Annotated in this window: 13 protein-coding genes and 2 pseudogenes; 6 read left to right on the top strand and 9 right to left on the bottom strand. The window is 64.4% G+C overall.

The window, feature by feature from the left end:
• Positions 1 to 129: 129 nt before the first annotated feature.
• Positions 130 to 657, bottom strand: coding sequence for a hypothetical protein (locus tag ACFPCV_RS39040; protein WP_465251584.1), 528 nt, complete (start codon positions 655 to 657; stop codon positions 130 to 132).
• 679 nt (positions 658 to 1,336) lie between these two features.
• On the opposite strand from ACFPCV_RS39040, the gene ACFPCV_RS37515 reads away from it, so the two are divergent.
• Positions 1,337 to 2,281 (top strand): multinuclear nonheme iron-dependent oxidase, encoded by a 945-nt coding sequence (locus ACFPCV_RS37515; RefSeq protein ID WP_378062165.1) that lies wholly within the window; start codon positions 1,337 to 1,339, stop codon positions 2,279 to 2,281.
• 503 nt (positions 2,282 to 2,784) lie between these two features.
• Complete coding sequence (locus ACFPCV_RS37510; RefSeq protein WP_378062164.1) at positions 2,785 to 3,828, top strand: Lrp/AsnC family transcriptional regulator; 1,044 nt, start codon at positions 2,785 to 2,787, stop codon at positions 3,826 to 3,828.
• A gap of 215 nt (positions 3,829 to 4,043) precedes the next feature.
• Here the strand turns inward: ACFPCV_RS37510 and ACFPCV_RS37505 are convergent, their stop codons facing one another.
• Positions 4,044 to 4,211: a hypothetical protein gene (locus ACFPCV_RS37505; protein WP_378062162.1), complete on the bottom strand. Its 168-nt coding sequence runs from the start codon at positions 4,209 to 4,211 to the stop codon at positions 4,044 to 4,046.
• Between the two features lie 55 nt (positions 4,212 to 4,266).
• Between ACFPCV_RS37505 and ACFPCV_RS37500 the strand changes: the two genes are divergently transcribed.
• Together ACFPCV_RS37500 and ACFPCV_RS37495 are read left to right on the top strand one after the other, a co-directional pair.
• Positions 4,267 to 4,575: a transposase gene (locus tag ACFPCV_RS37500; RefSeq protein ID WP_378062160.1), complete on the top strand. Its 309-nt coding sequence runs from the start codon at positions 4,267 to 4,269 to the stop codon at positions 4,573 to 4,575.
• 37 nt (positions 4,576 to 4,612) lie between these two features.
• Positions 4,613 to 4,885 (top strand): hypothetical protein, encoded by a 273-nt coding sequence (locus ACFPCV_RS37495; RefSeq protein ID WP_378062159.1) that lies wholly within the window; start codon positions 4,613 to 4,615, stop codon positions 4,883 to 4,885.
• A gap of 46 nt (positions 4,886 to 4,931) precedes the next feature.
• Here the strand turns inward: ACFPCV_RS37495 and ACFPCV_RS37490 are convergent, their stop codons facing one another.
• The 3 genes and pseudogenes from ACFPCV_RS37490 to istA form a co-directional block, all read right to left on the bottom strand.
• A complete protein-coding gene (locus tag ACFPCV_RS37490; RefSeq protein ID WP_378062294.1) occupies positions 4,932 to 5,159 on the bottom strand; it encodes an ATP-binding protein in 228 nt (75 codons plus the stop codon).
• Positions 5,128 to 5,550 (bottom strand): ATP-binding protein, encoded by a 423-nt coding sequence (locus ACFPCV_RS37485; RefSeq protein ID WP_378062157.1) that lies wholly within the window; start codon positions 5,548 to 5,550, stop codon positions 5,128 to 5,130. Before ACFPCV_RS37485 ends, ACFPCV_RS37490 begins: the two co-directional genes overlap by 32 nt.
• Positions 5,550 to 6,796: pseudogene (istA, locus tag ACFPCV_RS37480) on the bottom strand (IS21 family transposase). Before istA ends, ACFPCV_RS37485 begins: the two are co-directional and overlap by 1 nt.
• Positions 6,797 to 6,847: 51 nt before the next feature.
• Between istA and ACFPCV_RS37475 the strand changes: the two are divergent.
• Positions 6,848 to 7,443: pseudogene (locus ACFPCV_RS37475) on the top strand (IS3 family transposase); the annotation flags it as partial.
• A 130-nt stretch (positions 7,444 to 7,573) separates the two neighbouring features.
• Here the strand turns inward: ACFPCV_RS37475 and ACFPCV_RS37470 are convergent.
• On the bottom strand, positions 7,574 to 8,053 hold the full coding sequence (locus tag ACFPCV_RS37470) for a hypothetical protein (RefSeq protein WP_378062156.1): 480 nt from the start codon (positions 8,051 to 8,053) through the stop codon (positions 7,574 to 7,576).
• A gap of 102 nt (positions 8,054 to 8,155) precedes the next feature.
• Between ACFPCV_RS37470 and ACFPCV_RS37465 the strand changes: the two genes are divergently transcribed.
• Positions 8,156 to 8,952 (top strand): IS5 family transposase gene (locus ACFPCV_RS37465; RefSeq protein WP_378062292.1). Its coding sequence is split into 2 segments (ribosomal slippage): positions 8,156 to 8,492 and positions 8,492 to 8,952, totalling 798 coding nucleotides; the frame shifts between segments, so codons are not numbered across the junction.
• On the opposite strand, the gene ACFPCV_RS37460 is transcribed toward ACFPCV_RS37465, so the two are convergent.
• The 3 genes from ACFPCV_RS37460 to ACFPCV_RS37450 all read right to left on the bottom strand — a co-directional run bounded on the left by ACFPCV_RS37460 (position 8,936) and on the right by ACFPCV_RS37450 (position 12,722).
• Complete coding sequence (locus ACFPCV_RS37460; RefSeq protein ID WP_378062154.1) at positions 8,936 to 9,124, bottom strand: SEFIR domain-containing protein; 189 nt, start codon at positions 9,122 to 9,124, stop codon at positions 8,936 to 8,938. The two genes, ACFPCV_RS37465 and ACFPCV_RS37460, sit on opposite strands and share 17 nt — an antisense overlap.
• Positions 9,125 to 9,138: 14 nt before the next feature.
• On the bottom strand, positions 9,139 to 9,474 hold the full coding sequence (locus tag ACFPCV_RS37455; protein WP_378062153.1) for a hypothetical protein: 336 nt from the start codon (positions 9,472 to 9,474) through the stop codon (positions 9,139 to 9,141).
• Between the two features lie 152 nt (positions 9,475 to 9,626).
• On the bottom strand, positions 9,627 to 12,722 hold the full coding sequence (locus tag ACFPCV_RS37450) for an AfsR/SARP family transcriptional regulator (RefSeq protein ID WP_378062151.1): 3,096 nt from the start codon (positions 12,720 to 12,722) through the stop codon (positions 9,627 to 9,629).
• Positions 12,723 to 12,789: the final 67 nt, after the last annotated feature.

The raw sequence follows: 12,789 nt of genomic DNA, 5'->3' as shown, positions 1-12,789 counted from the left end.
TGAACGTCTTCGGGTGCATTGACCACGCAGACGAGGTGTTCCGATCTGGACTTCGGCAGTTTCGCCTTCACGGCTACCTGCTCGCGCTGATCGCTCATGCCGACACTCCGAATCACAATTCCGTTGGAGTCATGCGGCGCCACCCTGCCGGGCGGCCGTCTTCATTTTCCGCCTACCCAACCGAATTCTTCTAATGTGCATATCCACAAGCCAAGGCAGGTGGACGCCGACCAACAGGTAGGACGGCCTTCGGATACGCGCGACAAGCATCTTGGGACGCCTGCGGACTACCTTGTCACCATTCGTTATTCCATAGCGCAGATCGAAGGCCATGGCCTGAACCTTCGCCGCGTCTGGCAGCCGCTTCAGACCGTCGAGGTACGTGGCGAAGAACCGCCCATCCACAAGCGATCCACCGACCGGCGGGTACGGTCGAACCTGAGCGTACTGCCTGAAAAGGACCGTGAAGTCGGCTGCCCCAAGGCCACGCGCGATACTCGCCCAAGCAAGCGAGCACGCCCAAGCCCGCTTCCTGAGCAGTGCGTCATGAGCCACGCCGACCCACTCGGTCACGAGCTGCGGACTGCCGGTTTGCGCGACGATCCCCCGGAGAGCCTTCGTTTGGTTCGCTGACACGCGTTCTCTTGCTGATGCCATTTAACCGTCCCCGTCGCCGTCATCGCCCTCTCAACGGGCGAATGAGGATCATGACACAGCGCGAAGGCGGTCGTACGCGACACTTCATGTGGGGTATGGAAATCCGACAATGATAGGAATTCTGTTTCCCCTAGATCATCTACGTTGAGTCGGCCGGCGCCGGCTGATCGACTACCGCGTGATCGTGCACCACTTGGAGCGGCGCGTACGACCAGATACTAGGGTCGCCTACACCTTCAGAGCTGCTTGGAACGCATCCTCCGTCACTTCGACTTCCGCTGGGGTGGACTCGGGCGCCTGAGGCCCGGACACGAGGCAGGTCTCGTGTGCCGTCACCCAGCTCCGCTCTTCTGCCATGTCAACACCATCCCTTACAGTTAACAACTCGTCACGCCGAGTAGGCGCACAACCGACGATAGCCCGAGTCGAGCGGCTTAGCAATCGTCGATCCGCTTGCGGCGCCTGCAGCTTGTACAGCATCGAGGCGGACGTTGACGGGCGAGCCGCAGTGGCGCGAGGCATCGAACTTGTTGACATGGCGCACAGATAGCTTGCTAAGTTGTCTACGGGCGGTCGATGACGACCGTCACACCGCAGCGTTCTCGGGCGTGTAGCGAGGCTCCACGATTCCCATCCCGAGGGGGACGCAGCGCGATGCCGCTTGCTGGCCCATGAGGCCATGTCCAGCATCGTCGTCACCGCGGCCGGACACAGCCGGTCGCGCACAGGCATTGCCGGAGGGGTAACGAGATTGCCATCAATGACCGGCCAGGGCAGTGTATCGATGTCCCACCGACCTCTGGTGGGGGCACTTTGGCGAGAGCACTCCGCTGAATACATCGAGCGGGTTTCCGACGTAACGTGCGTCGAAGTTATGTTCGAGGATCTAGCGGATCTCAACCAGCTTCCACACTCTTTGAAGCGGTTGAAGGCCAGGGGTGTCGAGATCCTTGTGCACGGAGCCACCTTGTCACTCGGCAGTGCCGAGCGTCCAGACCCTCGTCGGTTGGCCCGCATGGCTCGGGTGGCCGACCTCGTCGATGCTCCTCTCGTGAGCGAGCACGTCGCCTTCGTACGAGCGTCCGAGGTGGACTCCTGGCACGTGCTCCCTTTGCATCGGACACGCGACACGTTGGAGGTCTTTCTCGAAAACCTCGCCGAGGCAAAAGAGCTCATTGGCAGGCCGTTCGCAGTGGAGAACGTGGCGCATCTGTTCGACTGGTCTGATCACGAGATGGATCAAGGCACGTTCTTGCGAGAGGTACTAGTGCAGGGTGACGTCCAACTCCTGCTCGACGTGGAGAACCTACGCATAGACGAGGTCAATCTCGGCATGGACGCCACCCACGTCATCGACGCGATCCCATTGGAGCGTCTCGCCTACGTACACATGGCAGGCGGCGCAGAGAAGGACGGTGTCGCTTTCGATACTCATTCGGCACCGATATCCCGGGAGACGTACCACCTGCTCGAGTCGCTGGCAGAGCGGGTGGACGTCCCCCGCGTGACAATCGAGCGCGATGTCCAACTGACCAGCGCGGAGGAACTTCGAACCGAGCTGAACGGGATCAACGAGGCCCTCGCCCGCGGAACCGCTCGTCGGTTGGAGCGCGCGCCTGGGTAAGCCCAGCATGCCCTCCGGCTGAGTGCCGGGTGTAGGCCAGCAGCATCGCTGTCACGGTGGCGGGGCATAGGGCAACCAGCCTCGTTCGTAGTGCGCAGCCCTACCGCAGAACACGGTCGAATCCCACTGCCGGCCTTCGGGCATCTGCTCTCCATGAAATCATGGTTGGCTGCCCGCAACCTTCCCGTCCTGTCAGTTTTCGGCTGCCGCTGACGTTGCCATGGTCTACCTAGGAACGATATCGTCCAGCGTTCTTGGGCGACATTCCCGTTCGACAGGATGCGCCAATCGCGCTATTCAGCGATGAATCGATAGCTCCCGCACGGAGCGCTTGCCAGCTCCCGCCTGCTGCCACACTGCGGGCAGTCTGCCGGCCATCAGCCCGGACCTGCTTCGGACGTAGGCCTGGACATGAAGCGTTAAGATCCAATCGTCACGAGCGGCCACAGATCGCGGCACCGCTGACGACGATGGCAGTCTCACGATGAACGAGGAGCCGCGACTTGGGTAGCAGGAAACCGGCGGACGGTCAGCCGGACACGACAGCGTTCGCACCGGTCGACGACCTGAGTCGCCGGATCCTCGCCGTGCTCCAGGATGACGGACGTGCCGACCTGACAGCAGTCGCGAAGGCATGTGGAACGTCGTTACCCACAGTCGCGCGACGGGTCGAACGCCTGATCGCCGACGACTTGCTGAGAGTCGCCGTGATTCCCGAGCTGGGCAGCCACGGACCTGTTGAGACACTTATGGCTCAGATTGTCTGTCAACCCGGGACGCAGGTGTCGGTCGCACAGAAGCTCGTCGTCCGGCAAGACGTCCGGTTCGCGGCACTGGTCGCCGGTTCCTATGACATTGTCCTCGAGCTGGTGGTGGAGGCCGAATTGTCTGGCTATCCGCGGGCGATGCTCGAGATCCAGTCGATACCAGGAATAGAACGCTGGCACAGCGACCTGGTCCTGCACGTCTACAAGATCTCCCACCACTGGAAGAAGCCCGATCGAGGAACAACCGACGACGCGGATTATCCGTTCGCACGCACGATGTGCGACCCGTCCCATCTTGACGGTACCGACTTGGCGATCCTCGACGTTCTTCAGAAGGATGGCCGCGCCAGCTTCAAGTCGATCGCCGCGGGGCTTGGCGTCAACGAAAGCACTGTGCGGCGTCGGTTCGAACGGATGACGAACAACGGCTGCGCTCTCGTGGTCACCATCGTGCCACCCGCAGCTCTCGGCCTCAGGGCCCTCACTTTGATGACCGTCAACGTGGAGCCCCGCAAGCTCGACGATGTCGCGGGTACCCTGGCCAGGCACCCATCCGTGCGCTATCTGGCGGCGACGCTGGGCGGCAGCACCCTGATGTGCGAGGTTGTCGCGGAGTCGACGAAAGGCTTGTTCGAGTTCTCGAAGTCGACCCTGGCAACACTCGACGGCGTTGTCGACTGGGCTGGGTCACTCGAGCTGGTGACATTGAAACGTGCATTCGTTGAGACACCCTGGTGGCGAACCCGACTAGCCACGAGCAAGGCACCGCTGACACCATGACGTCCAGGACGGGTTGAGGCTCACCACCGGTTGGCAGCAGGAGATCGGCAAAGCTCGCTGTCTAGCCCGGACCGGCAAAGGTCCCGGCGGCCGACCCCGACTTCCGCAGTTGGTAGTCACACGTGCTCGCGGATTTGTGGTCTGAGCTTAGGAAACGTGTGCAGGGGCGGAAGAGGGCGTGTGTCTACGCCCGTGCGGTGTTCGCTGGGCTCGGTTCAGCTCGGGTCGAACGCGGAGATCCGGGGCGGCGGCTGGATCGATAGTGCCTGGTAGATGGCCTGCTGGTCGGCGCGCAGCGGGGTGGTCTGGGTGATCGTGCCGGCCTGGCCGGCGAGGGTGACCTGCTTGAGACGGGCGGTTTCGCGGCGGAGGGTCTGCTGCACCGATAGGTGACATCTGAGATGGCTTGCCCGGGTGGTGAGCTGGGAGGATGTGGCTGTGCCCAAGCCCTATCCCCGTGAGTTCCGCGACGATGTCGTGCGGGTGGCCCGCGACCGTGAGCCTGGTGTGACGGTCGAGCAGATCGCGAAGGACTTCGGGGTCCATCCGATGACGTTGTTCAAGTGGCTGCGCCAGGCCGCCGTCGAGGAAGGCGTCAAGCCTGGTGTGAGCGGCAGTGACTCGGCCGAGCTGCGTGAGGCGCGTAAGCGGATCAAGTTGCTGGAGCAGGAGAACGAGGTCCTGCGCCGAGCTGCGGCGTATCTGTCGCAGGCGAACCTGCCGGGAAAAGGCTCTACCCGCTCGTGAACGAGCTGGCCGCCGACGGCATCCCCGTCGCGGTGACGTGCGGGTCCTGGACATCGCTCGACAGCCCTACTACCGGTGGCTTGCCTGTCCGGTCACCAACACCGAACTGGTCGATGGGTATCGGGCGGACGCGTTGTACAACGCCCACCGCGACGACCCGGAGTTCGGTTACCGGTTCCTGGCCGACGAGGCCCATGCCGCCGGAGAACCGATGACCGAGCGCACCGCCTGGAAGATCTGTTCCGGCATGGGCTGGTGGAGCGCGTTCAGCAAGAACAAGCGTCGGGTGTCAACGGCGCGCGAATTTTGACCCTCAGGCGACGGTTGAACGCGGACCCCCTGGTGGCTGTTGATCTCTAGTCGTTGGTCTTCGTCGCCGGTGGGACTCGGCCGAGGTCGCGGTCTTTGAGGCGGTAGCTGTCTCCCTTCATGGAGATGACCTCGGCGTGGTGGACGAGGCGGTCGATCATCGCTGCGGCGACGACGTCGTCGCCGAAGACCTCGCCCCAGCGGCCGAAGGGCTTGTTGCTGGTGACGATCAGGCTGGCCCGCTCATAGCGGGACGAGACGAGTTGGAAGAACAGGTTCGCGGCCTCGGCCTCGAACGGGATGTAGCCGACGAGGGCCGAGAAAGACCACGTTCTCTATGCCCGCAATGAAGTCCAGCGTGCCGAGGTGCGTGATGGCGTCGCGCTTGAGCGAGCGCTGGTGGTCGAAGTCAAACTCCTCCAACGACTTGCGCGACGGGAACCGGGCGCCGCGGATGCGTCCCTCGCCGCCGTGGGACTCGCGGGCGGCGACCTCGCGCTGCAAGCAGGCCGCCAGGAACTCCTCGTGCGTCCAGGACTCCGAGCGGGCCCGCTCGGCCAGCCGCTCGACCGCGCCGGCCAGCGAGGGTGCTTTGAGTGCCCGGGTGAGGTAGGCGATCTCGCTGGAAACGTTGCTGCCCTTGGTGTTTGTGGTCTTGGCGGTCATCAGGCGATCTCCTCGCTGCCAGGCAGGATCTCGTTGCCGAGGTCGAACATGCGGTCGTAGTCGGCCAGGCTGCGGTGCTCGACGTCGGTGTCGATGGCCGGGACCGCGACCAGACGACGTGCCTGCCGCAGCTCGCTGGCGGCGGCCGCGTGGGCCGGGTCGGTGGTGCTTTGGTGATCGGCCCAGCAGCGCTCGTGCCGAGCCACCTCATTGCCCTGCAAGGTCACGACCACCTGCTCGAGATCAGCGACGATCTCGACTCGGCGGCCAACCGCGGCCGGGTGCACCGAGTAGTCGTTGGAGTCGAGCCGAACGTAGTGATCGCGCGGCAGCCGAGTGGTTGACCGCCAGCCGGTCACCGGGGCGACCGGCGGCAGCTTGAGCATCGCAGCCTTGTCCGCTTCCCACCGCTCGATCGGACGGCAGCCGAGCCGTCGGTGCTGACGCTGGTTGGCGCGGACCAGCCACTCGGTGAGCTGGGCGTTGAAGTCGGCCGGGCTGGTGAAACTGCGGCCGGGCAGGAACGAGGTCTCCAGATAGCCGTTGGCCCGCTCGACCAGGCCCTTGGCCTCCGGATCGGCCGGGGGGCACTGGATGACCTTGATACCGAGCATTCCGCGGAAGGCGTTCATCGCCTCGGTCAGCTGCGGCCGACCGGCCCGCCACTGCCCGACCGCGGACTCGTTGTCCCACACGAGTGCCCGCGGCACCCGGCCCCAGCCGCTGATCAGCGCCCAATGTCCGGCAGCAGATCCGGGCTCTGACGTGACGGGATCATTCGCGCGGTGATCACCCGCGAGTAGCCCGACACCATGACCAGCACCGGTGGCCGCCCGGCCTGCTCGAAACCGAGCGGAACGTCGACCGGCGGGAACCACAGGTCGCACTGCGCAAGCTCACCGAGCTGGTAGTCGGTCCGGCTGGCCGGGTCTGGCGGGGTGAACAGCGGCCGCAGCTCCCGCACCCGGTCCTTGAGCACGGTCACCGACCTGGACCAGCCGATCCGTTCCGCGATCACCGTCGTGGGCATGGTCGGCCACTGCGCCAGCAGCGCCCGGATCTGCGGCTCGGCCGCGTCCACGATCGAGCCCTTGGCCGGCCGCTGATACTGCGGCGGCGCATCGGCGGCCAGCGCCCGCCGCACGGTGTTCCTGCTGATACCGAGCTGACGGACGATCGCCTTGATCGGCATCCCCTCAGCCCGGTGAAGACGGCGGATCTCCGCCCAGTCCTCCACGTTGAGCACTCCCTACTGTCAACGGGGGTCCGTTTTCACCCGCCGGCAGGGGGTCAGTTTTCACGCGTCGCCGACAGTCGGGGCAAGGGCGGCAAAGTCGGACCGCCGGTGTACGACGATCTGGTGCGCCGCACTTTCAGTGCCGATGGCCCGAACCGGTTGTGGCTGGCCGATATCACCGAACATCGCACCGGCGAGGGCAAGCTTTATCTGTGCGCGATCAAGGACGCCTGGTCGAGGCGGATCGTCGGCTACTCCATCGACTCGAGAATGAAATCGCGGCTGGCGGTCAACGCCCTGCGCAACGCCGTCGCCCGGCGCGGTGACGTGGCAGGCTGCGTTCTGCACACCCGACCGCGGGTCGCAATTTCGATCAAGAAAGTTCGTTCGCTCCCTGAACCAGCACCACCTGGTCGGATCGATGGGCAGAGTCGGCGCCGCCGACGACAACGCCGCCATGGAGTCCTTCTTCGGCCTGCTGCAGAACAACGTCCTCGACCGCCGAACCTGGCCCACCCGCCAACACCTGAGAACCGCGATCGTGACCCGGATCGAACGGACCTACCACCGCCGCCGACGCCAACGATCCCCTGTCCCGATTGACCCCAATCGAGTACGAGACCATCATGACCCCACCGGCCAGCCAGGCCGCGTGACTACAACTGTCACCTATCGGTGCAGCAGACCCGTCTGTTGAGTGGTCGGGTTGGTAGGGGCTTGGCTAACGACCTCGCGATGGGCGGTTGTGGAGGTTGTCACCCGGTTGGCTCATTGTGGTCGGGTTGTTCAGAGCGTGATGTTGCCGTTGATGGTGTCGGCCTGGACGACGGTGCCGGTGACGGTGCCGTTGACCTGGTTGATCACACGGTCTCGTGATGTTGTTGCCTGACCGGTTGTCTGGTGGCTAGGTCCGTCGGCGTGGGGCGGGAACCGCGGGCGCTCGGTGTTGACGTCAGGTGCGATATAGCTCGGCTGGCGGAGAACCACTCTGAGTAGCTCGTGGGCGCCGGTCATGTCGAAGGATGTCACGGGATAGTGGCTCGCTGTGTGCGGCTGCAGGAACAGAGGGACGTGGTTGGTGGTGTGGCCGGGCAGTAAGACGGGGAGGACCTTGGGAAGCCATGCAGCCCGGTCGGTGTAGACGAGCTCCCGGAGGAGCGAGGCTTCGGACTGGACGCCGCGGTTCTCGGTGTTCGAACCGTTGCCGTCGCCGGTGACCCGATACCGCTTGGAAGCCACGACGAGGACAAAGTCGGCGTCGGTCATCTCTCTAAGAGTTCCTAACAAAGTTGATCTTGGCGTCTTCCGTCCCGTGTGGATGTTGATCTACGATGTTCGGTCGTGAGGCGTGGTGAGCAGCCGCCGTGGATCGTGCCGGACGGGTTGTGGCAGCGCATTGAACCGTTGCTGCCGAAGCCTGCGCCGCGTAATCCGCGGTATCCAGGGCGGAAGAGGATCCCGGATCGGCAGGTGTTGTGTGGAATCTTGTTCGTGCTGCATACCGGGATCCAGTGGGAGTTCCTGCCCCAGGAGTTGGGGTTCGGGTCGGGTATGACCTGCTGGCGGCGTCTGGAGGAGTGGAACCGGGCCGGGGTCTGGCAGCGATTGCACGAGGTGTTGCTGGCCGAGTTGCACGGGGCCGGGAAGCTGAACTGGTCCCGGGCGGCCATCGACTCCTCGCACGTGAGGGCCGCCAGACGCGGCCCAAAAGCGGTCCGAGCCCGGTTGACCGCGCCCGCCCGGGCTCGAAACACCACGTCCTGACCGAGGGCGCCGGAATCCCGCTGTCGGCCTCGTTGACCGGCGGCAACCGCAACGACGTCACCGAACTCGAAGCGTTGATCGACGCGATACCACCGGTTCGAGGCCGGCGTGGCCGACCACGCCGACGACCCGACGAACTCTACGGCGACCGCGCCTACGACCACGACAAGTACCGCAAGAAGGTCCGCGCCAAAGGCATCCGCCCGCGCATCGCCCGCCGCGGCCACCCCCACGGCTCCGGCCTGGGCAAACACCGGTGGGTGGTCGAGCGCACCATCGCCTGGTACCACGGCATGAAACGACTACGCATCCGCTGGGAACGCCGCGACGACATCCACGAAGCCCTCCTCGGCCTCGCCACCTGCATCATCACCTGGCCACACGTCACACGACTTTGTTAGGACCTCTAAGGATCCAGGAGTACCAGTCCTGCCTGGCGTCTGTGAACCACAGGTCAAGTACGGCGTCGATGCCGACCTGTCGGAGGAATGTGGCAAACGCGAGCACCTGCTCCTTGTGTTCGTCGGACTCGTGCGCGTACGTGACGAACACCCTTGGTACGTCGACTGCCATGCTCACCACACCGTTCAGAACTTGACATCGCCGTCGATGTCGCGTGCCTGCACGACCTTGCCGGACACGTTGCCGGTGATCTGATTGACCACGCCACCGTGACTTGCTGTGGTCTGCTGCCACGTGTGTCGCAGCTCCTCACCGAACTCAGGATCGTTGGTCTTCTCGATCTCGAGTTGAGCGGCGAGGTCCGCCACCTCGGGGGAGCCCGGCGACGCGCCGCCGGCGGCTTCGAGCGCAGCCGCCGCTTCCTCGCGGCTGGCGAACTTCCCCTTCACCAATTCGTAGAGTGACGTCGCCGTCTTCGCTGCGAGCGCGGCGGCGATGGACACCAAGATCGGTTCGGGCACGGCATCATCCTTTCCAGGGCACAGCCTACGAGAGATGAAGCGGTTCGGCGACGGAACACGGTGTCCGCGTCGACTTCGTCTCGGGCGCCGAGCGCCTCCCAACCTCAGCAGGACGAGTCACATCTGTGAGCGGGAGCGAGGATGCGACGAGTTCAGATCTCGGACGACTCGGGGTGTGGCTGGCTGATGTCTCGTTGGTGGGCTAGGTCGTCATTCGACGCGATCACGTCTGGGGGTTGACCTCCACCGTTGTCCATGGTCGTGGTGTCGAGGTGTTCGCGCGGTCGCGTCGTCGGGAGGGTGATGTGTTGAGAGGCGTGAGTGTTGGCCTTATTCAGAGTTTGGTCGCCACGGTGCCTGTTGCCCGTGCGGTGATAGAGGGCCGCCGCTGTGTGCCAGTGGGGGATCGCTTGGTCGATTCTGCCGTCGGCGTGGAGCGCGGTTGCCATTGTGCTGTGCGCACGTGCTTCGGTGGTGGTGTTGTGGGTGCGTTCGCAGATCTCCAGCGCGTGCTCGATATGGGTGATGGCCCGAGGGTTGTCGCGGGTAGCGAGACTGATGTCGGCGAGGTCGAGATGGATGGCTGCGGTGACGGCGAGGTCGGGGACGGACTGGGCGAGTTGGAGGGCTTGCGTGCAGTAGGTGGTGGCGGTGTCAGGGTTGCCGCGGTCGAGATAGATTCCAGCGAGTCCCGCCAGGCTGCAGGCGTGGGCGGAGCGGTCGTCGATGGATTCGGCCTGCGCGGCGGCCCGGTGAAGGTGGATCATTGCTGTGTCGGGTTGGTCGAGGATGCGAAGGACGTGCCCGATCCGGCAGTCGGTCCACGTCTGGATCTCGACGTCCTTGTTGCGGACGGCGATGTCGAGGCTGCGCCGGTATAGGCGCAGTGCCGCGCTGTTGTTGTCTTGCAGCGCCTCGAGGCGGCCGAGTTGGTGCAGGACTGCTGCCTGGCCACGGTCGTCATCGTGCTGTTCGACCAGTCGTAGGGCGGTGGTGAAGTTGTCGCGAGCCTGGGGGTGGTCGGCTGTGATCATGTGGCTTATGCCGAGGCCGATGAGGGTTGATGCTTCGGCGAGGGCGTGGTTGTCGCGCCGCGCGGATGTCACGGCGTGTTCGCGGACGGTGCGGCTGTCGTGGAGATAGCCGCAGCGGTCGAAGTCAGTGGCGATGGGGTCAGCGAGGCGCCAGGCGATGGGGTGGTGGTCGTATTCGGTGGCCATGGTGACTGCGGCAACGAGTGAGGTGCGTTCTAGGTTGAACCATTGCCGGGCCTGGTCACGGTTAGTGAGTAGTGCTGGGAGGATGTTGTCGGGCTGTTCGGGTTCGTTGGTGAGGGGTGGCGCTGCGGGCACGCTGGGGTAGAGGAGTTGAGCCGCGTGTAGCGCGGTGCGTAGGTAGAAGGTGAGGATTCGTCGTTCGGTGTCGCGGCGGGATATCTCGGTCTCATCGGTGTCGACTCGATGCGCGGCGAACTCCGCTAGTAGGTCGTGGTAGTGGTAGCGACCATTGTGGTCAGGCCCGTCGAGCAGGTGAGCACCGACGAGGATGCCGAGGCTACGCTCGGTTTCATCGGGAGTGCGGCCGTCGCAGGCACAGGTTGTCGCGGCGTGGAAATCGGGGCCAGGGCAGAGAGCGAGGAGTCTGAACAGCCGTCGTTCCGGTGGTGCAAGAGCTAGGTAGGACTGGTGGAACAGAGCTGCGGCGGTGTCTGCTCCGTCGCCGGTCTCTCCGATGTTCGTGATGAGTCGGTGCCGATTGATGTGGTCGAGAACGCTGGCGGGGTCCTGATCAGCGTGTCGCGTGAGATGGTCGGCGAGGAGCCGCAGGGCGAGCGGCAGGCCAGCACTCAAGGTGTGCATGCGGTGGGCGGTGGGTGCGTCGAGCATGTCGGGTGCGAAATGGTGCGCGAGGAGTGCGGCCGATTCCGTTGGCTCCATCGGCGTGACGTGCAGACGCCGTGCACCGGTCATCGTGGCAAGTTTGGTCAGTTGTTGGCGGCTTGTCACAACTACGAACGAGTCCGCGAACGAGAGCAGAAGGTCCTGCACCTGGCTGGTGTTGCGTGCGTTGTCCAACACCACCAGAGTTCGGCGGTTGGCCAGTAGTTTGCTGAGTTGCATTTGACGGTGCCGGAAGCTGCTGTCGACGTGCGGCGGCCGGTCGAGTGCGATCAAGAAGTCGTCGACCACTGTCGCTGGGCTGACCGGGTCCCGGTTGGAGAAGCCATCGAGGTTGACGTAGAGGGCGCCGTCGGGGAATCGGTCGCGGACGCGGTGACCCCAGCGGAGGACCAACGCGGTCTTGCCGACACCAGCCATGCCGTCCATGCTGACGATGCCGCGGATCGGGTGGTCATTACCTGTAGTGGCCATGTCCACTGCGGTGTCGAGTTCGTCCAGAAGCCGCTCCCGGCCGGCGAAGCCAGCGATGGCGGGCGGTAACAGGCGCGGTGGAGTGGAGGCACTGTTGGTCCAGGTCCCTGTTGCCGCCGGAGGCGTCAGTGTCGCGGCGAGCGTGTCCTGGTGCCGGCGGAGGAACAAGGCCCCGTGTTCATCGCCGTCGGCACGAAGCCGGCGTGCTGTACCGAGGTACAGATCGGTTGCTTCGTCGCCACGTCCCAGGCCATGAAGAGCTGACATTCGCAGCGCGGTCAGCCGCATCTCCTGGGGATGGTTATCTCGAAGATTGTCGAGAAGAGACAGAGCTTGGTCAAATTCACGGTCACGGAGGTGGTTTTCGATCAACAAAATATTCGCTGGAAGCCAGTCATTGTGCACGAGGCTGATGCGCCATGCATTTGCACGTTCGGATGCAGCATCAGCTAGCGGCTCTCCGCGCCACAGGTCGAGTGCTGTTGCGCACGTGGCAGCGGCCTTTCGGTGATCACCGAGTCGGCTGAGTTCCCGAACCTGGCTCATCAACGTGCGAAACATGTAGTAATCGATCGCGTCCTTGTCGACCACGAGCCGGTAGGAGCCGTTGTGGGCCTGCAGGTCCGCGTCGACGGCGAGCCCGTTGAGCGCTCCGCGGATCCGTGACACGTATGTTGCCAGTGTCGCGCCAGGATGTTGAGGCAGGTCGTCCTCATCCCACACCCAGTCGGCGAGTTCCCCGCTCGAGATCGGCGTGTTGGGGCGGGCGAGCATCGCCGCAAGAACCGTCCGCTCCCTGCGGCGGCCCCATCTGTGGACTGCGTGACCTTCCACGAATATCTCGGTGGAGCCCAGAATTCCGAAGTATGTGTCCACCAGCTTTCACCCCCAGCTGGACACCCCCGACTTGGGGTGCGTGTGAGCTTCTCCCTCATCGGATAGT

The organism is Actinophytocola glycyrrhizae (assembly GCF_042653545.1).
GTDB classification, from domain to species: domain Bacteria; phylum Actinomycetota; class Actinomycetes; order Mycobacteriales; family Pseudonocardiaceae; genus Actinophytocola; species Actinophytocola glycyrrhizae.
This window is presented reverse-complemented; position numbering and strand designations above follow the sequence as displayed.